General features: G+C 76.1%; 23 protein-coding genes. 17 read left to right on the top strand and 6 right to left on the bottom strand.

All coding sequences use genetic code 11. From position 1 onward, the window contains the following. Positions 1 to 11 precede the first annotated feature (11 nt). The 7 genes from alr to rimI all read left to right on the top strand — a co-directional run bounded on the left by alr (position 12) and on the right by rimI (position 6,247). A complete protein-coding gene (alr, locus tag KRAD_RS07475; RefSeq protein ID WP_012084936.1) occupies positions 12 to 1,259 on the top strand; it encodes an alanine racemase in 1,248 nt (415 codons plus the stop codon). Next, on the top strand, positions 1,256 to 2,266 hold the full coding sequence (locus KRAD_RS07470) for an alpha/beta fold hydrolase (RefSeq protein WP_012084935.1): 1,011 nt from the start codon (positions 1,256 to 1,258) through the stop codon (positions 2,264 to 2,266). Before alr ends, KRAD_RS07470 begins: the two co-directional genes overlap by 4 nt. Beyond that, positions 2,263 to 2,793: a tRNA (adenosine(37)-N6)-threonylcarbamoyltransferase complex ATPase subunit type 1 TsaE gene (tsaE, locus tag KRAD_RS07465; RefSeq protein WP_012084934.1), complete on the top strand. Its 531-nt coding sequence runs from the start codon at positions 2,263 to 2,265 to the stop codon at positions 2,791 to 2,793. The genes KRAD_RS07470 and tsaE overlap by 4 nt, the downstream gene beginning before the upstream one ends. After that, complete coding sequence (locus KRAD_RS07460; RefSeq protein ID WP_012084933.1) at positions 2,790 to 3,605, top strand: alpha/beta hydrolase; 816 nt, start codon at positions 2,790 to 2,792, stop codon at positions 3,603 to 3,605. The genes tsaE and KRAD_RS07460 overlap by 4 nt, the downstream gene beginning before the upstream one ends. A 25-nt stretch (positions 3,606 to 3,630) precedes the next feature. Next, a complete protein-coding gene (gene tsaB / locus KRAD_RS07455; RefSeq protein WP_012084932.1) occupies positions 3,631 to 4,308 on the top strand; it encodes a tRNA (adenosine(37)-N6)-threonylcarbamoyltransferase complex dimerization subunit type 1 TsaB in 678 nt (225 codons plus the stop codon). 63 nt (positions 4,309 to 4,371) lie between these two features. Further along, positions 4,372 to 5,739: an MFS transporter gene (locus tag KRAD_RS07450; protein WP_012084931.1), complete on the top strand. Its 1,368-nt coding sequence runs from the start codon at positions 4,372 to 4,374 to the stop codon at positions 5,737 to 5,739. Between the two features lie 52 nt (positions 5,740 to 5,791). Beyond that, complete coding sequence (gene rimI, locus KRAD_RS07445) at positions 5,792 to 6,247, top strand: ribosomal protein S18-alanine N-acetyltransferase (RefSeq protein ID WP_203417513.1); 456 nt, start codon at positions 5,792 to 5,794, stop codon at positions 6,245 to 6,247. Here the strand turns inward: rimI and KRAD_RS07440 are convergent. Further along, positions 6,237 to 7,451, bottom strand: coding sequence for a class I SAM-dependent methyltransferase (locus KRAD_RS07440; RefSeq protein ID WP_203417511.1), 1,215 nt, complete (start codon positions 7,449 to 7,451; stop codon positions 6,237 to 6,239). The genes rimI and KRAD_RS07440 overlap by 11 nt on opposite strands. Positions 7,452 to 7,651: 200 nt before the next feature. On the opposite strand from KRAD_RS07440, the gene groES reads away from it, so the two are divergent. Continuing rightward, positions 7,652 to 7,948, top strand: a complete 297-nt coding sequence (gene groES / locus KRAD_RS07435) for a co-chaperone GroES (RefSeq protein WP_012084928.1) — start codon at positions 7,652 to 7,654, stop codon at positions 7,946 to 7,948. A 102-nt stretch (positions 7,949 to 8,050) separates the two neighbouring features. Further along, on the top strand, positions 8,051 to 9,679 hold the full coding sequence (gene groL, locus KRAD_RS07430) for a chaperonin GroEL (protein WP_012084927.1): 1,629 nt from the start codon (positions 8,051 to 8,053) through the stop codon (positions 9,677 to 9,679). 100 nt (positions 9,680 to 9,779) lie between these two features. On the opposite strand, the gene KRAD_RS07425 is transcribed toward groL, so the two are convergent. Next, a complete protein-coding gene (locus KRAD_RS07425; RefSeq protein WP_012084926.1) occupies positions 9,780 to 10,082 on the bottom strand; it encodes a WhiB family transcriptional regulator in 303 nt (100 codons plus the stop codon). A 260-nt stretch (positions 10,083 to 10,342) separates the two neighbouring features. Here KRAD_RS07425 and KRAD_RS07420 point away from each other — a divergent pair, with 260 nt between their 5' ends. The 7 genes from KRAD_RS07420 to KRAD_RS07390 all read left to right on the top strand — a co-directional run bounded on the left by KRAD_RS07420 (position 10,343) and on the right by KRAD_RS07390 (position 18,205). Further along, positions 10,343 to 11,413 carry a MerR family transcriptional regulator gene (locus KRAD_RS07420; RefSeq protein WP_012084925.1) on the top strand — a complete coding sequence of 357 codons (1,071 nt, stop codon included), beginning with the start codon at positions 10,343 to 10,345 and terminating at the stop codon, positions 11,411 to 11,413. 143 nt (positions 11,414 to 11,556) lie between these two features. Next, positions 11,557 to 12,168, top strand: a complete 612-nt coding sequence (locus tag KRAD_RS07415) for a response regulator transcription factor (protein ID WP_041291960.1) — start codon at positions 11,557 to 11,559, stop codon at positions 12,166 to 12,168. A 4-nt stretch (positions 12,169 to 12,172) separates the two neighbouring features. Beyond that, positions 12,173 to 12,949 carry an RNA polymerase sigma factor ShbA gene (gene shbA, locus KRAD_RS07410; RefSeq protein ID WP_275263055.1) on the top strand — a complete coding sequence of 259 codons (777 nt, stop codon included), beginning with the start codon at positions 12,173 to 12,175 and terminating at the stop codon, positions 12,947 to 12,949. After that, on the top strand, positions 12,946 to 14,493 hold the full coding sequence (locus tag KRAD_RS27485) for a hypothetical protein (RefSeq protein ID WP_012084922.1): 1,548 nt from the start codon (positions 12,946 to 12,948) through the stop codon (positions 14,491 to 14,493). Before shbA ends, KRAD_RS27485 begins: the two co-directional genes overlap by 4 nt. Positions 14,494 to 14,571: 78 nt before the next feature. Then, positions 14,572 to 16,041, top strand: a complete 1,470-nt coding sequence (gene guaB / locus KRAD_RS07400; RefSeq protein WP_203417699.1) for an IMP dehydrogenase — start codon at positions 14,572 to 14,574, stop codon at positions 16,039 to 16,041. Positions 16,042 to 16,109: 68 nt separating this feature from the next. Next, positions 16,110 to 17,231 (top strand): GuaB3 family IMP dehydrogenase-related protein, encoded by a 1,122-nt coding sequence (locus tag KRAD_RS07395; RefSeq protein WP_012084920.1) that lies wholly within the window; start codon positions 16,110 to 16,112, stop codon positions 17,229 to 17,231. Positions 17,232 to 17,245: 14 nt separating this feature from the next. Continuing rightward, positions 17,246 to 18,205 carry an oxidoreductase gene (locus tag KRAD_RS07390; protein WP_012084919.1) on the top strand — a complete coding sequence of 320 codons (960 nt, stop codon included), beginning with the start codon at positions 17,246 to 17,248 and terminating at the stop codon, positions 18,203 to 18,205. Here KRAD_RS07390 and KRAD_RS07385 read toward each other — a convergent pair. The 4 genes from KRAD_RS07385 to KRAD_RS07370 form a co-directional block, all read right to left on the bottom strand. Continuing rightward, positions 18,186 to 19,388 carry an MFS transporter gene (locus KRAD_RS07385; protein ID WP_012084918.1) on the bottom strand — a complete coding sequence of 401 codons (1,203 nt, stop codon included), beginning with the start codon at positions 19,386 to 19,388 and terminating at the stop codon, positions 18,186 to 18,188. The genes KRAD_RS07390 and KRAD_RS07385 overlap by 20 nt on opposite strands. Before the next feature lie 93 nt (positions 19,389 to 19,481). Beyond that, positions 19,482 to 20,288, bottom strand: a complete 807-nt coding sequence (locus KRAD_RS07380) for an SDR family NAD(P)-dependent oxidoreductase (protein ID WP_012084917.1) — start codon at positions 20,286 to 20,288, stop codon at positions 19,482 to 19,484. A gap of 121 nt (positions 20,289 to 20,409) precedes the next feature. Continuing rightward, positions 20,410 to 22,182: an ABC transporter ATP-binding protein gene (locus KRAD_RS07375; RefSeq protein WP_012084916.1), complete on the bottom strand. Its 1,773-nt coding sequence runs from the start codon at positions 22,180 to 22,182 to the stop codon at positions 20,410 to 20,412. Continuing rightward, positions 22,179 to 23,921: an ABC transporter transmembrane domain-containing protein gene (locus KRAD_RS07370; RefSeq protein WP_049821106.1), complete on the bottom strand. Its 1,743-nt coding sequence runs from the start codon at positions 23,919 to 23,921 to the stop codon at positions 22,179 to 22,181. The genes KRAD_RS07375 and KRAD_RS07370 overlap by 4 nt, the downstream gene beginning before the upstream one ends. Before the next feature lie 141 nt (positions 23,922 to 24,062). Here KRAD_RS07370 and guaA point away from each other — a divergent pair, with 141 nt between their 5' ends. Continuing rightward, on the top strand, positions 24,063 to 25,643 hold the full coding sequence (gene guaA, locus KRAD_RS07365) for a glutamine-hydrolyzing GMP synthase (protein ID WP_041292840.1): 1,581 nt from the start codon (positions 24,063 to 24,065) through the stop codon (positions 25,641 to 25,643). The last annotated feature ends 15 nt before the right edge of the window (positions 25,644 to 25,658 follow it).

Genomic DNA, 25,658 nt, shown 5'->3' with positions numbered 1-25,658 from the left:
ACCGTCGGGACGTGCAACCACGACCGGGGGTGCCCGCGGAAGCCGTCGTCGACCTCGACGCCATCGCCCGCAACGTCGCCGTCGTGCGCGAGCGCGTCGGCGGCCCGCAGGTGATGGCCGTGGTCAAGGCCGACGCCTACGGGCACGGGCTCGTGCCCGCGGCGCGGGCGGCGCTCGCGGGCGGGGCGACGTGGCTCGGGGTGGCGCACGTCCACGAGGCCCTCGCGCTGCGCGGGGCCGGCGTCGAGGCCGACCTGCTCGCCTGGATCCTCACCCCCGGCACCGACCTCGTCCCGGCGCTGCGCCGCGGGGTGGACGTGTCCGTCGCCGCGGTGTGGGCCCTGGAGGAGGTCGTCGCCGCCGCCCGCGCGAGCGCGACGACGGCGCGGATCCACCTGGAGGTCGACACCGGCATGTCGCGCGGGGGGGCCTCCCCGGAGGAGTGGCCGGCGCTGCTGGACGCGGTGGCGGGGCACGTCGCGGACGGGACGGTGCGGGTGCGCGGCACCTGGGCGCACTTCGCCAGCGCCGACGTCCCCGGCGACCCCTCCGTGCCCGCGCAGCTGGCCGCGTTCGAGGCGGCGCTGGGGACCGCCCGCCGCCACGGCGTCGAGCCGGGGCTGCGCCACCACGCGAACTCCGCGGCCGCGCTGTTCGTGCCGCAGGCCCGCTACGACCTGGTGCGGGTCGGGCTGGCCGCCTACGGGCTCTCCCCGGCCCCGGACCTCGCCACCGGGGCCGACCTCGGCCTGGTCCCGGCGATGACGCTCCAGGCGCGCCTCGCGCACGTGCGCCGGGTGCCCCGCGGGGCGGGGGTCTCCTACGGGCTGACCTACACCGCCGAGCGCGACACGACGCTGGGGCTGGTGCCGCTGGGCTACGGCGACGGGCTGCCGCGGCACGCCTCCTGGGACGGCGAGCGCTCCGGGGAGGTCCTCGTCGCCGGGGCGCGCCGCCGCATCGCCGGCCGGGTCTGCATGGACCAGGTGGTCCTCGACCTCGGCGACGACGCCGTCGCGCCGGGCGAGGTGGCGGTCGTCCTCGGTCCCGGCACCCGCGGGGAGGCCACCGCCGACGACTGGGCGCGGGCGGCGGGCACGATCTCCTGGGAGATCGTCACCCGCGTCGGGGCCCGCGTCCCGCGCCGCTACACCGGGCGGCTCGCGGAGGACCTCGCGACGGGCCCCGCGGAGGTCCCCGCGGCGGGCCTGGCGGCGCCCCTCGCGGACCCGGCGGACCTGGTGGGGGACCGCGCGTGAGGCCCGTGCTGAGCCCCCGCCGGCACCCCGGCGCCCGCCGCGAGGAGCTGCAGCGCCTGGTCGGGGACCCCGTCGAGGTCGAGACCGACGACGGGGCCCGGCTGCACGTCGAGGTGGACCCCGCCGACCGCGACGGCGCCCCGACGGTCGTCCTCGCCCACGGCTACGCGCTGTCCTCGGACTGCTGGCACTTCCAGCGGCTCGCGCTGCGCGGGCGGTACCGGCTGGTGCTGCCGGACCTGCGCGGGCACGGCCGCTCGACGCGGGGACCGGCGGGGCCGGTGGCGGTGGCCCGCCTCGCCGACGACCTCGGGCAGGTCGTCGACGCCGTCGCCCCCACCGGGCCGCTGGTCCTGGTGGGGCACTGCCTGGGCGGGATGGCGGTGATGGAGCTGGCCGCCCGTCGGCCGGACCTGCTGCCGCGCGTCGAGGGCGTGGCTCTCGTCGCCACCGGCGCCCGCGCCCTGACGGCCGTCGACCACGGCCTGCCGGTGCTCGGGCACCACCTGGTCCGCCGGGCCGAGCTCGCCCTGGAGCGCGCGCCCGGGCGGGGCGAGGCGCCAGAGCGCGGCCGCCGCCCCGGCGCGGACCTCGAGCAGCGCCTCGTGCGGCACTGGAGCTTCGCCGGGCCGGTCGCCCCGGAGCTGGTGCGGCTGGCCGCGCGGATGGTGGCCGAGACCCCGGTGGACGTCGTCGCCGACCTCCTGCCGGCCTTCGGCGGCCTGGACGAGCGGGCGGCGCTGAGCGGGCTGGCCGGGCGCCCCGCGCTGGTGGTGACCGCGGAGCGGGACCTCATGACGCCCCCCGCCCACGGGCGCGAGGTCGCCGAGGCCCTGCCCGGGGCCGAGCACGTCCTGGTCCGCGGGGCGGGCCACCTGGTCATGCTGGAGCACCCGACGGTCCTCACCGCCCGCCTGGAGCGCCTGCTGGCGCGCTCGGGCCCGGCGGCGGCCCGGCACGAGGTCGTCGTCCCGCTGGCCCGGCGCCCCCGGCGGCGGTCGCGGTGAGCGTGCCCCCCGCCGCGCCGCGGCGCGAACTCGTCCTGCCCGGCCCGCAGGACACCGAGGCCTTCGGGGCCCGGGTCGGGGCGTCCCTGCGGGCCGGGGACCTCGTGCTCCTCTCGGGGGACCTGGGGGCGGGCAAGACCACCTTCACCCGGGGGCTGGCCCGCGCCCTGGGCGTGCGCGGCCCGGTCACGTCCCCGACGTTCGTCATCGCCCGCGTGCACCCCTCGCTGGTCGGCGGGCCCGAACTCGTCCACGTCGACGCGTACCGCCTCGGGTCGCTGGCCGAGGTCGACGACCTCGACCTGGACACCGACGCCGAGGAGGCCGTCACCGTCGTGGAGTGGGGCCGGGGCCTGGTGGAGGAGCTCTCCCGCGACCGGCTGGAGATCGACCTGCTGCGCCCGCACGGCGCGGCCGGCGGCGGGCCGGACGGCGTCGCGGCCGCGGAGGACGAGGCACCGGTGGAGCCGCGCCGGGTCACCGTGCGGGGGATCGGGGAGCGCTGGGCGGGGGTCGACCTCGGGTGAGGGCCACCGGGAACCTCGCCGAGCGCACCGACGACCCCCGCGTGCACGGGTTCTCCCGCCGCGCCGGGGGCCGCGCGCGCGTCGGCGCCCTCGTCCTGCACGGCTTCACCGCGACCCCGCTCACCGTCGCGGGCTGGGCCGAGGAGCTGCACCGCGCCGGCGCCGACGTCGAGGTCCCGCTGCTGCCCGGTCACGGCACCACCCCCGCCGACTGCGACCGCACGACGTGGGGGGAGTGGCTGGCCGCCGCCACCGGGGCCCTGTCCCGGCTGGACAACGAGGTCGTCGTGGTCGCGGGGATCTCCATGGGGGGCGGGCTCGCCCTGCGCCTGGCCCAGCTCCACCCCGACCGGGTCCACGCGCTCGCCCTGGCCAACCCCGCCGTCGCGCTGGACCCGCTGCGCACCCTGGCCGTCGCGACCCTCGGGCGCGTCGCCCCCACCTGGCCGGCGATCGCCGGCGACCTCGCCGACCCCGGCGCCGCCGTCCTCGCCTACGACCGCACGCCGCTGCGCGCCCTGGTCTCCCAGGTGGCCGGGTGGGCCGAGGTCCGTCGCGACCTCGCCCGCGTGCACCAGCCGCTGCTGCTGATGCGTTCCCGCGTCGACCACGTGGTGCCGCCGGTGTCGGCCCGCACGGTCCGGCGGGGGGTGAGCTCGCGCGACGTCACCGAGGTCGTCTACCTCAACGGGTTCCACGAGATCACCTCCGACCTCGACGCCGACGCCGTGCACGCCGCGACGGTCCGCTTCGCGCGGCGCGTGTCCGCGGGGCCGGCGGGCTCCTCCGGGCCCGCGGGCGCCCCGGCGTGATCCGGGCCTGAACTACCCTTCCCCCGTGCTGCTGCTCGCGATCGACACCGCCACCGACGGGGTGGCCGTCGCCGTCCACGACGGGGACCGCGTCCTGGCGTCGGCCCGGGCGGGCGACGCCCGGCACCACAACGAGGTCCTCGTCCCCACCGTCGCGGCGGTGCTGGAGGAGGCGGGGCGGGCCCGCACCGAGGTCACCGACGTCGCGGTGGGGGTCGGGCCCGGTCCCTACACCGGGCTGCGGGTCGGGCTGGCGACGGCGCGGACGCTGGCGCTGGCCTGGGGCGCGCGGGTCCACGGGGTCTGCTCCCTCGACGCGATCGCGGCGCAGGCCGTGGCGGAGGGCCTGCGCGGGGAGTTCCTCGTCGCCACCGACGCCCGCCGCCGCGAGGTCCACACCGCCCGCTACGTCGCGACCGGGGAGGCCGGGGACACCCGGGTCACCCGCACCGCCGGCCCCGACGTCGTCGCCCCCGCCGACGTCGTCCCCGACGTGCCCGTGGTGGGGACGGGAACCCGCCTGCACCCCGGCGCCCTCGGGCCGGCCCGCGCCCCCTTCGACGTCGACGGCGGCGCGCTCGCGCGGCTGGTCGTGGACGCCCTGGCCGGGCGGGGCGGCTGGGAGCTCCTGGCGCCCGAGCCGCTGTACCTGCGCCGCCCCGACGCGGTGGAACCGGGAACGCGCAAGCGCGTCACGGCGTGACGGGGCACCACGCGGCGTAGCCTGTCGATCGTTACAGCGGGAAGTCTCGACGAGGAGGTCCCCATGCCAGCGACGACGCCGGCCGCACCGTCCGGAACGGTGCTCGCCTCGGCCGTCAGCCGGGCGACCAGACGGCTGATGCCCATGATCGTGATCCTCTACGTGGTCGCGTTCCTGGACCGCACCAACGTGGGGTTCGCCGAGGACGCCCTCGAGCTGGACCGGGGGATCTCCGGAGCGGCGTACGCGTTCGGGGCCGGGGTGTTCTTCATCGGCTACGCCCTCTTCGAGATCCCCAGCAACCTCGCCCTGCAGCGGTTCGGGGCGAAGATGTGGCTGGCGCGCATCGCCATCACCTGGGGCCTGGTGTCGGCGTCCTTCGCCTTCGTGCAGGGCGAGACGTCGTTCGTCGTCCTGCGCTTCCTGCTCGGGGTCACCGAGGCCGGTCTGTTCCCCGGCATCATCATGTACCTCTCGGAGTGGTTCCCGAACCGCGACCGCGTGCGGCTGTTCGCCATCTTCTACCTGGCCCAGCCGTTCTCCCAGATCATCGGTTCCCCGCTCTCGGGGCTCCTCATCGAGCTGGGGGACGCCGCGGAGGGCGGGATCACGGGGTGGCAGCTGATGTTCGCCGTGGAGGGCCTGCTGGCCGTGGCCGCCGGCGTCGTCGCGATCTTCCTGCTGGTGGACTCCCCGGAGAAGGCGTCGTTCCTGTCCGTGGCGCAGAAGACGGCGCTGCGCGAGGCGATGGCCGCCGAGGACGACCTGCGACGCAGCGACGGGCCCAGCGGGGTGTGGGCGGCCATGCGCAACGGCCGGGTCTGGTACTTCACGGTCATCTACTTCTGCCTGCAGATCGCGGTCTACGGCGTGACGTTCAACCTGCCCAAGCAGGTGGCCGGGCTCGTGGGGCGCGACGTGGGCTGGGAGGTCGGGCTCATCGCGGCGATCCCGTGGACGGTCGGCATCTTCGCCTGCTACTTCACCGGCAAGCACGCCGTGACGGTGACCCGTCGCCGGGTCTGGGGTGCGCTGCTGTTCGTCAGCACGGGGATCTTCGTCTTCGCCTCGGCGTGGGCGGGGGCCAACGGGTACGCGCTGCTGGGCATCGTCTTCATCACGGTCGCGGTCTCGTCGTTCCTCAGCATCGGGCCCATCACCTGGTCGTTCCCGACGGCGTTCCTCACCGGCACCGCCGCCGCGGCCGGCATCGGGCTCATCAACTCCCTGGGCAACCTCGGGGGTTTCGTCGCCCCGAACCTGCGGGAGGCGATCGCGAACGCCACCGGCTCCGACGCGCTGGGCATCGCCGCGCTGGGCGTCCTGCCGTTCCTGGCCGCGGCGATGATGCTGGGCACCAAGCGGTTCCGCACCAGCTCGGACCGGTTGCTGGTGGACGTGCGCGAGGAGCGCGCCGACCGGCCGGCCTGACCTCCGGCCGTCCTGACGTCCTGACGTCAGGACGGCCGCCTACCCTGGCGCGGTGGAACTGCACCGGATGCGCTGGTGGCACCTCGCCGACGTGCACGCCCTCGAACGCGACCTCTTCGGCCGCTCCGCCTGGTCGGTGGAGTCGTTCTGGGGGGAGCTGGCCCGCCCCGACCGGCGCTTCCTCGTCGCCCTCGAGGGGGAGCGCGTCGTCGGCTACGGCGGGGTGGTGGTCGCCGGCGCCGACGCGGACGTCCAGACCGTCGGGGTGGCCCGCGACCAGCAGGGCCGGGGGACGGGGCGGGCGCTGCTGCGGGCCCTGCGCGCCGCGGTCGTCGAGGCCGGGGCCACCCACCTGCTGCTGGAGGTGCGCGCGGACAACGAGCCCGCGCAGAACCTCTACCGCAGCGAGGGGTTCGTCCAGATCGCGCGCCGGGCCCGCTACTACCAGCCCGACGACGTGGACGCGCTGATCCTGCGGGCCGACCTCCGGGCCGGGGTCACGGGCTGACCGGTTCCACCACCAGGACGCTCTGCCGCCCGGCGACGCGGGTCAGGACGATCGTCGCCGGGCGCGACCCCTTGAGCGCCAGCTGCCGGCGCAGCTGGTCGGGGTCCACCGCGGTGCCCCGCTTCTTGACCGTCAGCGTCCCCACGTCCAGCGCGCGCAACCGCGCCCGCAGGGGTTTCAGCCCGAACGGCAGGACCTCCAGGACGCGGAACGCCCGGGTGAGGGGGGAGGTGAGGCCGGTGTCGGTCGTCACGTAGGCGATGGTCTCGTCGACCAGGCGTCCCCCCAGGTCGGCGGCCACCCGGGCGACGAGGCCGGCGCGGATCACCGCGCCGTCGGGTTCGTGCAGGAACTCCCCGACGGGCCCGACGTCGGCCACCGGCAGGTCGGTGTCGTCGACCTCCACCACCGCCGCCCCGGAGGGCCCCCCGCGCACCACGCGCGCGCTGCGCCCGGTCCCCGGCCGCGCCAGCGGACCGGACCACAGCGCGCACTCGACGACCTCGCCGTCCACCGACGTCCACTGCGCCTCCGCCCCGGCGGGCACGAGGTCGTGCGGCAGCCCGGGGGCGAGCTTCGCGCCCGTCGCAGGGACGCGGGCGGCGGTGGCGAGGACGAAGGACAGCGGGGGGGAGGTCGCCTCGGGGTCGAAGAGGCGCCGGCCCCCCGAGGTGCGCCGGGCCGGGTCGAACCAGGCGCCGTCGCCCGGGCCCAGCTCGTCGACGACCCCGGCGGTGACGTCGGCGCACCGCACCGGCCGGCCCAGGTTGTGCGCGGCGACCGCCGCCGTCACCGGGTCCGCATCGACGGCCAGGACGTCGAGCCCGGCGTCCAGGAACGCCAGCGAGTCCGCCCCCACCCCGCACCCGAGGTCGGCCACGCGGCGCACCCCGGCGGCGGCGAACCGGCGGGCGTGCTCGGCGGCGACGACGGCCCGGGTGGCCTGCTCGGCCCCCGCGGCGGTGAGCAGCAGGTCCTGCGCCCGGGGCCCGAACTTCGAGGCGGCCCTCGCCCGCAGCCGCGACTGGGTGGTGGCCAGCGCGGCGAGGGCGGGGTCGTGGCCGGCGCGGCGCAGCCGGGCGGCCAGCGCCACGGGGTCCTCGGCCTCGGTGCCGGCGAGCTCGGCGAGCAGCGCGCGCCCCGCGGGGGAGGTCAGGGCGTCGACGTCGTCCGGGGTCATGGTCGGGGTCGTGGCGCTGTTCACCCGCCCGACTCTGCCAGGAGGGGCACCGGATCTGGCACTCGCCCGGCCTGAGTGCTAGCGTTCCGCGCAGCGTCGGTGGCACTCCCCCCTGGGGAGTGCCAACCGGGGCAGCGGCCGCCCGGCACCCGCGACGACGGTCGTCCGCTCCCTGACCGACCGTCCGTGCCAGTTCGCTGAAGCAGAAGGGGAGGGCCGCACCAGTGTCGGTCTCCATCACTCCGCTCGAGGACCGCATCGTCGTCAAGCCGCTCGACGCGGAGCAGACGACGGCTTCCGGTCTCGTCATCCCGGACACCGCCAAGGAGAAGCCCCAGGAGGGCGAAGTCCTGGCCGTGGGCCCGGGCCGCGTGGACGACAACGGCAACCGCGTGCCGGTCGACGTCGCCGTCGGCGACAAGGTCATCTACTCCAAGTACGGCGGCACCGAGGTCAAGTACGGCGGCGACGAGCTGCTGATCCTCTCGGCGCGCGACGTGCTCGCCAAGGTCGCCAAGTAAGCGACCTCAGGTCCTGACGCCCCGGGCGCCCGCACTCCGGGTGCCCGGGGCGTCTCCTGTTCTCGCCCCGAAGCTCGCCACTGAACGGAAAGGTCCGCACACATGGCCAAGCAGCTGCTGTTCGACGACACCGCCCGCAAGGCGCTGGAGCGTGGCGTCGACGCGCTCGCCAACGCCGTCAAGGTCACCCTGGGGCCCAAGGGCCGCAACGTCGTGATCGACAAGAAGTGGGGTGCGCCGACGATCACCAACGACGGCGTGACCATCGCCCGCGAGGTCGAGCTCGACGACCCGTACGAGAACCTCGGCGCCCAGCTCGCCAAGGAGGTCGCCACCAAGACCAACGACGTCGCCGGTGACGGCACCACCACCGCGACCGTCCTGGCCCAGGCCCTGGTCCACGAGGGCCTGCGCAACGTGGCGGCCGGCGCGGCCCCCTCCGGGCTCAAGCGCGGCATCGACGCGGCGGTCGACGCCGTGAGCGACCAGCTCCTCTCGATGGCCCGCGACGTCGACGGCAAGGGCGACATCGCCCACGTCGCCACCATCTCCGCGCAGGACCCGGCCGTGGGCGAGCTGCTCGCCGACGCCTTCGACAAGGTCGGCAAGGACGGCGTCATCACGGTCGAGGAGTCCTCCACGACCGCGCTGGAGCTGGACTTCACCGAGGGCATGCAGTTCGACAAGGGCTACATCTCCCCGTACTTCGTCACCGACGCCGAGCGCCAGGAAGCGGTCCTCGAGGACGCCTACGTGCTGGTGCACCAGGGCAAGATCTCGACCGTCCAGGACCTGCTGCCGCTGCTGGAGAAGGTCCTCAAGGCCGCCAAGCCGCTGCTGATCATCGCCGAGGACGTCGACGGCGAGGCGCTGTCGACCCTGGTCGTCAACAAGATCCGCGGCACCTTCAACGCCGTCGCGGTCAAGGCCCCCGGCTTCGGGGACCGCCGCAAGGCGATCCTGCAGGACATCGCCACCCTCACCGGCGCGCAGGTCGTCGCCGAGGAGGTCGGCCTCAAGCTCGACCAGATCGACCTCGACGCGCTGGGCACCGCCCGCCGCATCACCGTCACCAAGGACGACACCACGATCGTCGACGGCGCCGGCTCCAGCGAGGACATCGCCGGCCGCGTCGCGCAGATCAAGGCCGAGGTCGAGCGCACCGACTCCGACTGGGACCGCGAGAAGCTCCAGGAGCGCCTGGCCAAGCTCTCCGGCGGTGTCGTCGTCATCAAGGTCGGCGCGCACACCGAGGTCGAGCTCAAGGAGAAGAAGCACCGCATCGAGGACGCCGTCTCCGCGACGCGCGCCGCGATCGAGGAGGGCATCGTCGCCGGCGGCGGCTCCGCCCTGGTGCACGCCGTCTCCGTGCTCGAGGACAACCTCGGCCGGACCGGCGACGAGGCGACCGGTGTCGCCCTGGTCCGCAAGGCGGCCTCCGAGCCGCTGCGCTGGATCGCGGAGAACGCGGGCCTCGAGGGCTACGTCGTGGTCGAGAAGGTCCGCTCGCTGGAGGTCGGCAGCGGTCTCAACGCCGCCACCGGCGAGTACGTCGACCTGCTGGCCGCCGGTGTCCTCGACCCGGTGAAGGTCACCCGCTCCGCGCTGCGCAACGCCGCGTCGATCGCGTCGATGGTCCTGACCACCGACACCCTCGTCGTGGACAAGAAGGAGGAGGACCTCGCCGTCAACGGCGGCGGTCACGGTCACGGCCACGGTCACGGCCACTGACCCCCTCCCCTGAACGGCGAAGGGCCCGGCTCCCCCGAGGGGGGCCGGGCCCTTTCGCGTCCGCGCGCCGCACCACACCGCGCACGGGTGGAGCGGGGGGTCAGCTGGCGATGCGCAGCCCGCGGCGGCGCTCGGTGGCGTACACGGCCTCGCGGTCGTCCTCGGTCAGGCCGCCCCACACGCCGTAGGGCTCGCGGACCTTGAGGGCGTGCTTGCGGCACATCTCGAGGACGGGGCAGCCGGCGCACACGGCCTGCGCCGCGGCGTCGCGGTTGCGGCGGGCCGGGCCGCGCTCGCCCTCGGGGTGGAAGAAGAGGTTCGGGTCGGCCTCGCGGCAGGCGCCGTCGAGCTGCCACTCCCAGACGTCGGCGACGGGTCCGGGGAGGCGGGAGATCTCGGCCATGGTGCGCTCCTTGGGGGAGGGGGGATCTTGCTGACTGCCCTGAACGTACAACCGAGTCAGAAGTTGTTCAAGCCCCTGGTCAGAACTTGTTCAGATCCGTCCCGGATCGACGGTGACCGGGACGCGGCGCGAACGTGAACAACGTGCTGAACAACGGGCAGACTCCGGGCGTCTCCGCCACCCGAACGCGCTGAACAACCCTGAACAACCCTGACCGGGGGCGAGTGGCGCCCCGTTCGCGGGGTTGGGACACTCGGGTCATGTCCCCCGCCGTGCCCGCCCCGGGATCCGCCGTCCCGCCGGCCCCGCGCATGACGCTCACCGTCGCCGCGGTCGCGCGCCGCCTGGGGGTCGCTCCCGCCACGCTGCGGACCTGGGACCGCCGCTACGGGCTGGGACCCTCCGAGCACACCGCGGGCGCCCACCGCCGCTACTCCTCCGCCGACCTCGCCCGCCTCGTCGTCATGCGCCGCCTCACCCTCGAGGGGGTCGCCCCCGCCGAGGCCGCGCAGCTCGCCGCGACCACGGCCGTCGCCGACGGCGGCTTCGCGCTGGCCAGCGTCTCCACCATCCCCGCCGCCGTCATCGAGGCCGCCGTCACCGACGCGGCGGCCATCGCCGGGCCCGGCTCCGGCCTCATCCCCGGCCTGGACGCGGGCCTGGACGCGGGCCTGGACGTGGGCCTGGGCGACCCCGCCGGCGCGGAGGGCGCCGGGGCCGCCGGCGCCGACGAGTCCGAGGACGCCGAGAGCCGGCCCCTGCCGGAGGGGCCGGGCCCCGGTGACGCCGACTGGGCGGTGAGCAGCCTCGCGGACCGCTTCAGCGAGGAGGTCCGCGGCCGCGGGGTCGCTCCCGCCTGGGACGCGGTGCTCAGCCCGGCCCTGGCCACCCGCGACGCGGCGATGCACGCGGCCGTGGCCCGCACCCTGGCCGCCCTGCCCGTCGCCACCGGCGAGCGCGCCGTCCTGCTCGCCGGGCTGCACGACCCCGCGGCGGGCGCGCCCCGGGGGCCGGTGCTGCTGGCCGCCGCCGCCGCGCTGGCCGCGGTGGGCGCGGGGTCGCGCAGCGTGGGCGAGGGCGTGCCGGTGCGGGTCCTAGCCGCCGCGGTCCGCCGGGCGCGGCCCCCGGCGCTGCTGCTGCACGCCGCCACCACCCCCGCCGACGGCGTCGTGGAGGACCTCGCCGCCCTGGCCCGGGTCCGGCCCGCGCCCCTGCTCGTGCTCGTGGGGGAGGGGTGGAGCCCCGCCGTGCGGGACCGCCTGCCCGGGGCCGAGCCCGCGAGCGGCCTGGCCGACGCCGTCGCCCGGTGCGTGGCCGCGGTCACGGCCTGAACGCCGGTCTTCCCGTTCCGGCCCCACCGCGGCGCTCAGGTGGTAGGCCCCGCGTGCCGACACTCCCTGTGTGGCGCACCCGACGTGCGACCCAGCGAGGCCACGGACGGCCACGCTCCACCCACACAGGGAAGAGGTTTGTGGTGGCAACGGTACTGGTCTGCGATGACCTTCCGCTGGCGCGCGAAGCGATGCGACGCATGGTGGCCGCCGTCCCGGGCGTGACCCGCGTCGTGGGTGCGGCCTCGGGCGAGGAGGCGCTCCAGCGCTGGCCCGTCGAGCGGCCCTCGCTCGTGATCATGGACGTCCGGATGCCCGGGATCGGTGGGGTCGAGGCCGCGCGCCGGCTGCTCGCCCGCCACCCCGAGGCGAACGTCCTCATGGCCACGATGGCCGAGGACGGCGACGGGGTGGCCCGCGCGGTCGCCTCCGGCGCCCGCGGGTACCTCGTCAAGGACGTCTCGCGCGAGGAGCTCGCCACCGCGGTGCTCCAGGCGCTGCAGGACGTCAGCCGCCGCCGCGGCGGCAACCGCACGCGAGCGGTGCTCACCGGCCGCGCGCCCGTCCTGACCGAGCGCGAGCAGCAGGTGCTCGTCGGCATGAGCCGCGGGCGCAGCAACGCCGAGATCGGCCGGGAGCTGTTCCTGTCCGAGGACACCGTCAAGACGCACGCGCGCCGGCTGTTCCGCAAGCTGGAGGCCGCCGACCGCGCTCAGGCGGTGGCTGTGGGATTCCGCTGGGGTCTCGTACGGTAGGTGCGTGAGCCCAGGGGGCGACGAGGCCGGCGGTCGGCCCGACGCGGACGCCGTACGGCGTGACGTCGGTGCCGCCGTCGTGCCCGACCTCCCGCGCGTGGAGTTCCCCGGCGACCCCGCGGGGGAGCTCGCCCGCCCCGAGCACGACGGGGCGACCCGCCCCGCTCCGGGTGTAACACCGGGCCGTTCCCGGCCGATGGACAGGACGGATGCCGGGGGGCTCCAGGAACTGGCGACGCGCGCGCTGACGGGGGATCAGAGCGCCGTCGCCGACCTCCTGGCCGCGGTGCGCCGCCTCGTCCACCGATACTGCCGGGCCAAGCTCGGGCGACTGCCCGGAGCTGATCACGCCGCCGAAGACGCGGCACAGGAGGTCTGCATCGCCGTGTTGACGGCCCTGCCTCGCTACAAGGACACCGGGCGCCCCTTCGAGGCGTTCGTGTACCGCATCGCGGCCAACAAGGTGGCCGACGCCCAGCGGGCCTCCTACCGCGCCCCGGTGCCGACCGAGGCCGTCCCGGACGCCGCGACCACCGAACCGGGTCCCGAGCAGCTCGCCCTGGACACCTTCGACGCCGAGACCGTCGGCCGGCTGCTGGACACCCTGCCGCCCAAGCTGCGCGAGATCATCACGCTGCGGGTGGGCGCGGGCATGTCCGCCGAGGAGACCGGCCGGGCCCTCGACATGACCGCCGGGGCCGTGCGCGTCGCCCAGCACCGGGCGATGCAGAAGCTGCGGAAGACCGCCGCCGAGGACGTCTCCCTGCAGGTGGCGCCGTGAACGACGACGAACGCCCGGGCTCCGGGCCCCGCGACGCGGACGAGACCACCGCCGGGCACCTGCGCGACGGCCACCTGCGCGACGGGCACCTGCGCGACGGCCACCTGCGCGACGGCCACCTGCGCGACGGGCACCTGCGCGACGGGCACCTGCGCGAGGCCCGCGCCGGCGAGGAGCGCTCCGGCGCGGTCTCGCTGCCCGACCTGCTGGCCACCGACGCCCTGCTGGACCGGCTGGGCCAGCACGACGCCACCGAGTCCGACCTGCGCGACGCCGTCGCCCGGCTGCTGGACTCCTACGCCCTGCACGCCGACCCCGAGACTGCGGGCGTCCGCCCCGTGCAGATCCCCGACCTGGCGGCCCTGGACCAGGCGCCGCCCGAGACCGCGCCGGCCCCCCCGCGCGTGCTCACGGCCTCGCGGCGCACCCTGCTGCGCCTGGGCCGGGGCACCGCGGCCGCCGCGGCCGCGCTCGCCCTGCTCGGCGGCACCGCCGCGGCGGCGGCCACCGGCGCGGGGTCGATCACCGGGGCCGAGAGCGGGGTCGCCGCCTCGGCGACCCTCCAGCTGCCCGGCTGGTTCCCCGACACGGTGTTCCGCGCCTTCGGCGGGACCCCCGAGGAGCGGGTGCAGCGCGAGCTCGCCCAGGCGCAGAAGGAGTTCAGCGCCGGCGACCGCGACACGGCCCTGGCCCGCGTGGAGAACCTGGCCGAGCAGCTCGACGGGTCCGACGTCGTCGACGAGGACGTCGCCCTGTCCGTGGCGACCACCCTCGCCGAGCTGCGCGACCCCGGTCCCGACACCCCCGTCGCCGCGGGCCCGGTGGACGGTCCCTCGGCCGCCCCCACCCCCACCCCCGCGGACTCGCTGCTGGGCCAGGTCGTCAAGGCGGCCACCGCGACGGCGACGCCGACGGCGTCGCCCTCCCCGACCTGGGTCGTCCCGCAGCGCCCCGACCGCGCCGAGGAGCCCACCGCCGCCCCGACGACGAACCCGTCGGTCCCGTCGGTCCCGACGACCCCCGCGGCCCCGGTCGTCCCGGTGCCCCCCACGGGCGTCCCCACGGGAGCAGCGACCCCGGGACGCCCGGGCACCACCGTCCCCGTCGTCCCGTCGGCCCCGGTCGGCGGCCAGCCGTCGACGGGTTCGCCCGCGTCGCCCCCGGCCGCCCCGGGCGGCACCGGGTCCCCGGCCCCCGGACCCGGCGGCACCCCGGCCCCGCCGGCGGAGCCGACCGACACCCCGGTCCCGCCGCCGACGGACCCCGCACCCGGGAGCCCGGCGGAGCCGACGACCGGGCCCGCGGAGCCGACGGAGCCGACGGAGCCCCCTGCGACCCCGGGCGAGCCCGAGGTCCCCCCCGCCCCGGAGACGCCGGTGGAGACGCCGACGCAGCCGGAGCCGGGGGACCCGGGCGACGTGGTCACCCCGACGCTGCCGGTGCCCGAACCCTCGCCCAGCGCGGGGCCGGAGCCGACCCCGGGGACCGCGGACGAGTCCTCCGCGGCCGCGGACGCGTCCCCCGGGGCCGCCGCCGGGTCGTAGCATCGGGGGGTGAGCGTGCGGTCCGAGGACACCCCTTCGTTCGATGCCCCTGCCGAGCACCACGACCCCTTCGGGTTCGTGGGTCTGACCTACGACGACGTCCTGCTGCTGCCGGGCGAGTCCGACGTCATCCCCTCCGAGGTGGACACCTCGACGCGGGTCTCCAAGCGCGTCAGCCTGCGGATCCCGCTGCTGAGCTCGGCGATGGACACCGTCACCGAGTCCCGGATGGCCATCGCGATGGCCCGCCAGGGCGGCCTCGGCGTGCTGCACCGCAACCTGTCCGCCGAGGAGCAGGCCGCCCAGGTCGACCTCGTGAAGCGGTCCGAGTCGGGCATGGTCACCCAGCCCGTGACCACCACCCCGGACGCCACGCTGGCCGACGTGGACGTCCTCTGCGGGCGCTACCGGATCTCCGGGGTGCCCGTGGTGGACGCCGACGGCCGCCTCGTGGGGATCGTCACCAACCGCGACCTGCGCTTCGAGAGCGACTTCTCCCGCCCCGTGCGCGACGTCATGACCAAGGCCCCGCTGGTCACCGCGCCGGTCGGCATCTCCACTGACGACGCCATGCAGCTGCTGCGCCAGCACAAGATCGAGAAGCTGCCGATCGTCGACGCCGAGAACCGCCTCACCGGGCTGATCACGGTGAAGGACTACGTGAAGTCCGAGCAGTACCCGCTGGCCACCAAGGACGACGACGGGCGGCTGCGGGTCGCGGCCGCGATCGGGATCTTCGAGGACGCCTGGAAGCGGGCGATGGGCCTCGTCGACGCCGGGGTGGACGTCCTCGTCGTGGACATGGCGCACGGGCACTCCCAGGCCGTGCTGGAGATGATCTCCCGGCTCAAGGGCGACAGCGCGGCCGCGCACGTCGACGTCGTCGGCGGCAACGTCGCGACCCGCGCCGCGGCCCAGGCCCTCGTCGACGCCGGCGCGGACGGCATCAAGGTCGGCGTGGGACCGGGCTCGATCTGCACGACCCGCGTCGTCGCCGGGGTCGGGGTCCCGCAGGTCACCGCCATCCACGAGGCCGCCAAGGCCGCCAAGCGCGCCGGGGTCCCGGTCATCGGCGACGGCGGTCTGCAGTACTCCGGCGACATCGCCAAGGCCCTCGTGGCCGGGGCGGACACCGTGATGCTGGGTTCCCTGCTCGCCGGGTGCGACGAGAGCCCCGGGGACCTGGTCTTCATCAACGGCAAGCAGTTCAAGAGCTACCGCGGCATGGGGTCCCTGGGGGCCCAGCAGACCCGCCAGGGCGGGCGGTCGTTCTCCAAGGACCGCTACTTCCAGAACGACGTCGCCTCCGACGACCGGTTCGTCCCCGAGGGCGTCGAGGGCCAGGTGCCCTACCGCGGGCCGCTCTCGGCGGTCGCCCACCAGCTCGTCGGCGGTCTGCGGCAGTCGATGTTCTACGCCGGGGCGCGCACCGTCCCGCAGCTGCAGCAGGTCGGGAACTTCGTCCGGATCACCCCGGCCGGGTTGAAGGAGTCGCACCCCCACGACATCCAGATGACCGTCGAGGCGCCGAACTACAGCGGCCGCTGAGGGGTCCCGCCGCGCTGCCGGGCCCCGCGACGGACGGTCGCGGGGCCCGCAGCGGGTAGCCTGTCCGCGTGCAGGAGATCGAGATCGGCCGCGGCAAGCGGGGGCGACGCGCCTACAGCTTCGACGACATCGCCGTCGTCCCGAGCCGGCGGACGCGGGACCCCGAGGACGTCTCCACGGCGTGGCAGATCGACGCGTACCACTTCGACATCCCCGTGATGAGCGCGCCGATGGACTCCGTCGCCTCCCCGGCCACGGCCGTCCTCATGGGCAAGCTCGGGGGCCTCGGCGTCCTCGACCTCGAGGGCCTCTGGACCCGCTACGAGGACCCGGAACCGCTGCTGGCCGAGATCGCCGCCCTGGACCCGGTCGTCGCGATCCCGCGCATGCAGGAGATGTACGCCGAACCCGTCAAGGCCGAGCTCATCACCAGCCGGCTCGCGGAGGTCCGCGCCGCGGGCGTCACCGTCGCCGGGGCGCTCTCCCCGCAGCGGACCAACGAGTTCTGGAAGGTCGTCGTCGACGCCGGCGTGGACCTGTTCGTCATCCGCGGCACGACGGTGTCCGCCGAGCACGTCTCCGGGCGCAGCGAACCGCTGAACCTCAAGCGGTTCATCTACGAGCTCGACGTCCCCGTCGTCGTCGGCGGGGCGGCCGGCTACACCGCGGCCCTGCACCTCATGCGCACCGGCGCCGCCGGGGTCCTCGTCGGCTTCGGCGGGGGAGCGGCCCACACCACCCGCACCGTGCTGGGCATCCACGCCCCGATGGCCAGCGCCGTCGCCGACGTCGCGGCCGCCCGCCGGGACTACATGGACGAGTCCGGCGGCCGCTACGTCCACGTCATCGCCGACGGCGGGGTCGGGACCTCCGGCGACATCGTCAAGGCGATCGCCTGCGGGGCCGACGCCGTCATGCTCGGGGCGTCGCTGGCCCGCGCCACCGAGGCGCCCGGTCGCGGCTGGCACTGGGGTCCCGAGGCCCACCACTCCGTCCTGCCCCGCGGGGAGCGCGTCCGGGTCGGCACCGCCGCCCCGCTGGCCGAGATCCTCGAGGGCCCCGGCCGCGCCGCGGACGGCACGACGAACCTCATGGGCGCGCTGCGCCGCTCGATGGCCACGACGGGCTACTCCGACCTCAAGGAGTTCCAGCGCATCGAGGTCGTCGTCTCCCCGTACCAGCCCGCCTGACGATCGGACCGCGCGTGCCGCAGCAGGACACGACCCCCTGGACGCCCGACGCGATGGGCCGGCAGGAGGGGCGCACGGTGCTGGTCACCGGCGCGAACTCCGGGCTCGGCCTCCAAGTCGCGACGGAGTTCGCCCGCCGCGGGGCGGACGTGCTGCTGGCCTGCCGCAACGCCGAGCGCGGCCGCGCCGCCGTGGCCGAGCTGACCGCCGCGGTGCGCGACTCCGGGGTGGAGCCGACGGTCGAGGTGATCCCCCTCGACGTCGCCGACCTGGCCAGCGTGCGCCGCGCCGCCGGGGACGTGCTGCACCGCCGCTCCGGCATCGACGTCCTGGTCAACAACGCCGGCGTCATGGCGCCCCCGTTCGGGCGCACCGTGGACGGTTTCGAGACCCAGGTCGGGACGAACCACCTGGGCCACTTCGCGTTCACCGGCCTGCTGCTGCCGGCCCTGCTGACCGGCGGGGGAGCGCGGGTCGTCAGCGTCGCCAGCGTCGCCCACAAGTTCGGCCGGCTGAACCGGCAGAACTACCAGAGCGAGCGCTCGTACCAGAAGTGGCTGGCCTACGGGCAGTCCAAGCTCTCGAACCTGCTGTTCGCCTTCGAGCTGCAGCGGCGCGCCGCCGCCGTCGGCGCCGGGATCGTGTCCACCGCCGCCCACCCGGGCTTGTCGGACACGAACCTGTGGAAGAACACGCCCCTGGCGCCCGGCCGCGTCGGCGCCCCGCTGGGGACGGCGCTGAGCCGGGCCGTGGGCCAGCCCCCCGCCCAGGGGGCGTGGCCGCTGCTGCGGGCCGCGACCGACCCCGCCGTGGTGGGCGGGGAGTACTTCGGTCCCGGCGGCCGCAAGGAGTGGCGCGGTTTCCCCGTCCAGGTCCAGGCGAACGCCGCGGCCTACGACACCGCCGACGCCGCCTGGTTGTGGGCCCGCTCGGTGGAGTGGACCGGGGTGGACTTCAGGGAACTGCACGCCTGACCGGCGCGAGCGGGGCGAGCGCCAGCAGCAGCGCGGCCGCCGCCCCGACCACCGCGAAACCCGACGCGGGCCCGAAGTGCTCGGCCAGCGCCCCGCCGAGGGCGGCGCCGGTGGCGACGCCGAGCACCACGCCGGAGTTCAGCAGCGCCATCAGCAGCGCCCCGCGCTCGGCGGCCACCAGCGTCGCGGCGATGGTGTTCACCGTCACCAGCGTCGGCCCGATGAACAGGCCCGCCACGAGGACGGCGACGGTCAGCGGGAGCAGCGAGGTCGCCGTCGCGGCCATCAGGCCCGCGCCGACGAGCAGCCCGAGGGCGCAGGCCACCCAGCGCGAGCGCAGCCCGAAGCGGTCCGGCAGCAGCACCAGGCAGATCGTCGTCGCCGTGGACCCGATCGCCGACACGGCGTAGACCAGGGAACCCAGCGAGGCCGAGCCGATCGCCTCGGCCGCGGCCGTGACGCCGGTCTGCGTCGCGCCGAAGACCGCCCCCATGGCGAGCATCCCCAGCACCGGGACGACCACGATCCCCGGCAGCGGGGGGACGGGACCGGCGCCGGCGGCGCGCACCGCCCCGGTGACGCGGTGGCTGGGGTGCAGCGCGAACGCGGTGACGAACACCGTGGTGAGGGCGGCGGTGCTGAGCAGCGCCGCCGCGGGGCTGACCGCCACCCCGATGATCCCGACCAGCGCCGGGCCGAGGATGAAGGCCGCCTCGTCGACGGTCCCCTCGAAGGCGAAGGCCGTGGACCGCTCGTCCTCGGCGGTGGTCATCCGCAGCCACCGGGCGCGGGAGAACCCCCCGACCGAGGGCAGGGTCAGGCCCACGGCCGCCGCGGCGGCGAGGACGGTGGCGGCGGAGGCGCCGTCCAGCGCCGCGAACAAGCCCACCAGCGCCGCCAGGTGCAGCGCGACGACGGCGAGCAGCACCGCCCGCTGCCCGCGGCGGTCGGCGAACCAGCCGACGACGGGCACCCCGACCGCCTCGCCGACGGCGGCGGCGGCGCTCGCGGACCCGCCGACGGCCACCGAGCCGCTGGTGGAGGTGACCAGGGCGAGGATCGCCAGCGGCACCATCGTGATGGGCAGCCGTCCCAGGGCGGTCGTCGGCAGGTACGCGCGCCCGGCGAGCTCGGGCAGCCGCGCGTAGCGCGAGCGCAGGGAGACGGAGGGGGAGGTCGTCACGGGTAGGCTCCAGCGTCGTGGGTGCGCCCCCCCGCCTCTGACGCACCGGAACCCTGGGTGTGTACCTCCAGCGTAACCGCGGGAGGGGCCCGGCTACTCCCCGGAGCCCGGGGCGGCGAGCTTCCCCTGCCCCTTGGCCAGGGGGGCGTTGGGCAGCACGTTGGCCACCGCGCCCTGCACCTTCGTCCCCAGCGACCCCGTGACGACGTGGTCGCGCCCCTTGCGGAACGCCGCGAACGCCTGCTCGGCCACCGTGGCCGGGTCGTCCTTGGCCGAGGTCTGCGCCATCGCGGTGTCCTGCATCCCGGCGCGGTCGAAGAACTCGGTGTCGGTGGGGCCGGGCAGGAACGCGGTCACCACGACGCCGCGCTGCTCCAGCTCCTGCCGCAGCGACTGGGCCAGGGACTGGACGAAGGCCTTGGTGGCCCCGTAGACGGCCTGGTACGGCGCGGGCACGCGCGCCGCCAGCGAGGAGGTGAAGAGCAGGCGCCCCTCGCCGCGGGCGGCCATGTCCGTCGCGGCCAGCTTGGCCAGGTGCACCACCGAGACGACGTTGAGGGCGATCATCCGCTCCTCGTCGGCGAGGGGGGTCGTGGTGAACTCCCCGCCGACCCCGACGCCGGCGTGCAGGGCGACCGCGTCCACGACCCGGCCGCCCGCGGTCGCCGCCGCCCACAGCCGCTCCACCCCGCCGGGCACGGCGAGGTCGACCTGGACGGCCTCGGCGCGCGCGTCGGGGCTCACCGCGCTCAGCGCGGCGGGGACGTCGTGGATCCGGTCGTCCTCGGCGGCGACGAGGACGTCGTACCCGCCGGCGGTGAACTGCGCGGCCAGTTCCCGGCCGATGCCGGTGGAGGCGCCGGTGACGACGGCGAAGGGGCGGGCGGTGGTGTCGGGCACGGGGGCTCCTGGTGGGGTCGCGACGGCGGGGTCCTCCTCCTCCCTGCCCCGTGCGGGCCGTTCCATGCGCGGCCGTTCCGTGCGCGGCCGTCCCGTGCGCGGCCGTTCCGTGCGCGGCCGGTCAGGGTTCCCCGTGCCAGCTGCGCCAGAGGTCGGCGTAGGGGCCGCCGGCGTCCACGAGCTCGTCGTGGGTGCCGAGCTCGGTGATCCGCCCGCCCTCCACGACGGCGATCCGGTCGGCGTCGTGGGCGGTGTGCAGGCGGTGGGCGATGGCGACCGTCGTGCGGCCCTCGAGCACCGCGGCGAGGGAGCGTTCCAGGTGCCGGGCGGCGTTGGGGTCCAGCAGCGACGTCGCCTCGTCCAGGACGAGGGTGTGCGGGTCGGCCAGCACCAGGCGGGCCAGCGCGACCTGCTGGGCCTGCGCGGCCGACAGCGTCAGCCCGCTCTCCCCGACCGGGGTGTCCAGCCCCCCGGGCAGCGCCCGCACCCAGCCGAGGGCGTCCACGGCCTCCAGCGCCTCCTCGACGGCGGCGTCCGGGGCTCCCGGCGCGGCCAGGGCGACGTTGTCGCGCAGGGTGGCGGCGAAGACGTGCCGCTCCTGGGTGACCAGGGCGATCCGCGAGCGCAGCTCGTCCAGCGGCAGCCCGGTGACCTCGGCCCCGCCGACCCGCACCGACCCGGAGGTGGGCGGGTTGATCCCGGCCAGCAACCGGCCCAGCGTCGACTTCCCCGCCCCGGTGGGCCCGACCACGGCGAGGCGCTCGCCGGGTTCCAGGGCGAGGGAGACCCCGTGCAGCACGGGACGGCCCGCGCTGTACTCGAAGCCCACCCCCTCGGCGGCGACTTCGTCGTGGACGGGGCGGGCGTCGCTCTCGACCCGGTCGGCCGCGACGGCGGCCAGGCCCACGACGCGGGCGAAGGAGGCCTGCCCCACCTGCAGCTCGTCCCACCAGGCCAGCAGCTCGTTGATCGGCCCGACGAGCTGGCGCAGGTAGAGGACGACCGTGGTGACCTGCCCGACGGTCTGCAGGTCGTGGCGGACCAGGAACCCGCCCCACAGCAGGGCGACGACCACGGGCAGCAGGTAGGACATCTCGATGGTGGGGAACCACACGGTCCGCAGCCCCAGCGTGTACCGCTCGCGCCGGACGGTCTCGCCGATGACGTCGTCGACGAGGCGGACGCGGTGCTCGGCCAGGCCCAGGGCCTCCACGGTGCGGACGTTCTCGACGTTCTCGCCCAGGGTCGTGGAGATCCGGCCCCACTCGGCGCGCTCGGCGGCGTAGCCCTGCGGTGCGCGGCGCAGGTACCAGCGGGTCGCGATCCACAGGCCCGGGACGCCGGCGAGGATCGCCAGCGCCACCAGGGGCCCGGAGACCACGGCGGCGACGACGGTGAGGGCGGAGGTGATGGCGGCGACGAGGATCGCCGGGGCGCCGTAGCGCACGGTGTAGCTCAGCGCGTCCACGTCGTTGGTGGTGCGCGAGACGAGGTCGCCGGTCCCGGCCTGCTCCACCACCGACAGCGGCAGCGCGGTGGCGCGGGTGAGGAACTCCTCGCGCAGCTGCGCGAAGACCCCCTCGGCCAGCACGAGGGAGCGCTTCCGGGCCAGGCGGGCCAGGACGGCCTGGGCGAGGACGGCCACGACGAGAACGGCCACGGCGGTGTCGATGCGGTCGCTGACCCGCGCCAGCGCGGTGCCCTCGCGCACCGCCCGCACGACGTCGTCGACGAGGCGGCCCAGCAGGAACGGCCCGACCAGGCCGACGAGGGCGGCGACGGTGTGCAGGGCCAGCATCCGCAGCCCGGGGCCGCGGTGCTCGCGCAGCAGCCGCCGGACGTCGCGCAGGACGTGCGCCCGGTCCGCCACGGGCAGGGTGGTGCGGGCGCTCACGCCGTCTCCTCCTCCAGGGCGACGGGCCGCCGCGGGGGCGGCAGCGTCGCGTCGCGGGTCACGTAGCGGCGGTAGTCGGGGTCGGTGGCCAGCAGGTCGCCGTGGCGGCCGCGGGCCACCAGGCGCCCCGCGCGCACCCAGCAGACCGAGTCGACCAGGGGCAGGACGAGCGGGCTGGCCGTGGCGACGACGGTCGTGCGCCCGGCCCGGGCCGTCCGGAGCCGGTGGGCGATGCGGGCCTCGGTGTGGGCGTCGACGGCGCTGGTGGGTTCGACGAGGACGAGGGCCTCGGGCTCGCGCAGCAGCACCCGGGCCAGGGCCAGGCGCTGGCGCTGGCCCCCCGACAGCGAGCGGCCGCGCTCGGTGACGGTGGCGGCCAGCCCGCCGTCGACGGCCTCGAGGACGTCGAGGGCGTCGGCGACCCGCAGGACCTCCAGCACCTCGGCGTCGCCGTGGCGGGCCTCGGGGTCGACCTGCTCGCGCAGGGTGCCGCTGAACAGCTGCGCGTCGTCCTCGGCCAGCAGCACGCGGCGGCGGACCTCGGCGACCGGCAGGTCGCGCAGGGCGACCCCGCCGAAGGTGGCGCGGGTGGCGTCGTCGAAGCGGGTGAGGCGCCGCGCCAGCTCGGCGGCGTCCTCGGGCGGGTCGCAGACGAGGGCCGTCAGCCCGCCGGCGGGGACGACCACGCCGGAGTCGGGGTCGGCGAGGTCGCCGCCGGGGCTGCTCGCGCGCCCGTCGTCGGTGACCGCGGGCGGCACCTCGAGCAGGGTGGTGAGGCGCCGGGCGGCGACGAGGGCGCGGACGTACTTGTCGGCGGCCTCCACCAGCATCCGCAGCGGGGAGGTGAGGAAGGCCGCGTAGCCGTAGAGGGCGACGAGGTCGCCGGCGGTGATCTCCCCGCGGACCGCGGCCCGGGCCCCGGCCCACACCAGGGCGGCCACCAGCAGGCCCGGGACGAGGACCTGCAGCGCCTCCAGCGCCGACTCCCAGGTCGCCACCCGGACCCCGGCGGCGCGCACCTGCTGGCTCTTGGCGCGGTAGCGGCCGAGGAAGACCTCCTCGCCGCCGATGCCGCGCAGGATCCGCAGCCCCCGCACGGTGTCGGTGCCGATGGAGGTCAGCTCGCCCGACAGCTTGCGGTGCAGGCGCTGGCGCGCCTGCAGCGGCTTCAGCACGAACAGCAGCACCGCCATCACCAGCGGCACCCCGACGAGGACGACCAGGCCCAGGGGCACCGAGGTCCGCAGCACCAGGACGGCCACCACGGCCACCGCCGCGACCGAGGCCACGGCCCGCTGGGTGACGTCGAAGGCGTCGGCCAGGCGCGGGCCGTCGGAGGCGATGGAGGCGAGGACCTCGCCCTGCGGGAGCTCGCGGGTGACCGCGGTCCCGGCGCGGGCGCTGTGCCGCCCGACCTGCTGCAGGGTGCGGAAGCAGGCGGTGAGCCAGTTCGTCACCCCGAAGCGGTGGCGCAGGACCGCGGCCGTCGCGGTGACGACGGCGAGGGCGAGGACGACGAGGGACCACCGGGTGAGGGCGCCGGCGTCCCCGGCGACGACGCCGAGGTCGACGGCGCGGCCGATGGCCGCGGGCAGCACGGCCTGCGACAGCATCCAGACGGTCCCGATCGCGGAGCCGACCACCATGGGCCGCCACTGCTGGGCGGCCGTGCGCAGCAGGAAGCGCAGGGGGGAGGTGACGTCGGGGGTGCCGGGATCGCTCAGGGGGAGAGAGCGCACGAGGGACGACGGTAACCGGCTTCCGGCACCGGTGCCCACAGGTTTGCCGTCGGCCCCGTCGCTCCCGGCTACCCTTGGGTGGTGACGCCGGACGCGCCCGAGACCCAGGTTGAGACCACCCCCGACACCCGGCCCGCCGAGGTGGAGGCCGAACGCGCGCACCGCCCCGTGCTCGTCGTCGACTACGGGGCCCAGTACGCGCAGCTCATCGCGCGCCGGGTCCGCGAGGCCGACACGTACTCGGAGATCGTCCCCAGCTCCACGCCGGTGGCGGAGATCCTGGCCAAGGACCCCGCCGCGGTGATCCTCTCCGGCGGCCCGTCCAGCGTGTACGCCGAGGGCGCCCCGCAGGTCGACCCGGCGCTGTTCGAGGCCGGGGTCCCCGTCCTGGGCATCTGCTACGGGTTCCAGGCCATGGCCAAGGCGCTGGGCGGGGAGGTCGCCCGCACCGGCCAGCGCGAGTACGGCGGGACGGCGGCGGCGCTGCCGAACGCCGCGGAGTCCACCCTGCTGCGCGACCAGCCGGCCGAGCAGCCGGTGTGGATGTCGCACGGGGACAGCGTGTCCCGCGCCCCGGAGGGCTTCCGCGTCACCGCCTCCACCGACGGCACGCCCGTCGCGGCCTTCGAGGACGACGAGCGCCGCCTCTACGGCGTGCAGTGGCACCCGGAGGTCAAGCACTCCACCCACGGCCAGGACGTCCTGGTGAACTTCCTGCGCCACGGCGCGGGCATCGACCCGGACTGGACGACCGGCAACGTCATCGAGGAGCAGGTCGCGCGGATCAAGGCCCAGATCGGCGACGGCAAGGTCATCTGCGCCCTCTCCGGCGGGGTCGACTCCGCGGTGGCCGGGGCCCTGGTGCAGCGCGCGGTGGGCGACCAGCTCACCTGCGTCTTCGTCGACCACGGCCTGCTGCGCGCCGGGGAGGCCGAGCAGGTCGAGAAGGACTTCGTCGCCGCGACCGGCGTCAAGCTGCACGTCGTCGACGCCGTGCAGCGCTTCGCCGACGCCCTCGACGGGGTCAGCGACCCGGAGCAGAAGCGGAAGATCATCGGCCGCGAGTTCATCCGCGTCTTCGAGCAGGCCGCGCGCGACGTCGTCGCCAAGGAGGGCACCGACGGCGGCGAGGTGAGGTTCCTCGTCCAGGGGACCCTGTACCCCGACGTCGTGGAGTCCGGCGGCGGCACCGGCGCGGCGACGATCAAGAGCCACCACAACGTCGGCGGGCTGCCCGACGACCTCGCCTTCGAGCTCGTCGAACCGCTGCGCGCGCTGTTCAAGGACGAGGTCCGCGCCGTGGGCGTGCAGCTCGGGCTGCCCGAGGCGATGGTCTACCGCCAGCCGTTCCCGGGTCCGGGCCTGGCCATCCGCATCGTCGGTGCGGTCACCCCCGAGCGCCTGGAGATCCTGCGCGCGGCCGACGCCATCGCGCGCGCCGAGCTCACCGCCGCGGGCCTGGACCGCGACATCTGGCAGTGCCCGGTCGTGCTGCTCGCCGACGTCCGCTCGGTGGGCGTGCAGGGCGACGGGCGCACCTACGGCCACCCGGTCGTGCTGCGCCCGGTGTCCTCGGAGGACGCCATGACCGCGGACTGGACGCGCCTGCCCTACGACGTGCTGGCGAGGATCTCCACCCGCATCACCAACGAGGTCCCCGAGGTCAACCGCGTGGTCCTCGACGTCACGAGCAAGCCGCCGGGCACCATCGAGTGGGAGTGAGGGGCCCGCGGGGCT

Source organism: Kineococcus radiotolerans SRS30216 = ATCC BAA-149, assembly GCF_000017305.1.
Taxonomy (GTDB): domain Bacteria; phylum Actinomycetota; class Actinomycetes; order Actinomycetales; family Kineococcaceae; genus Kineococcus; species Kineococcus radiotolerans.
This window is presented reverse-complemented; position numbering and strand designations above follow the sequence as displayed.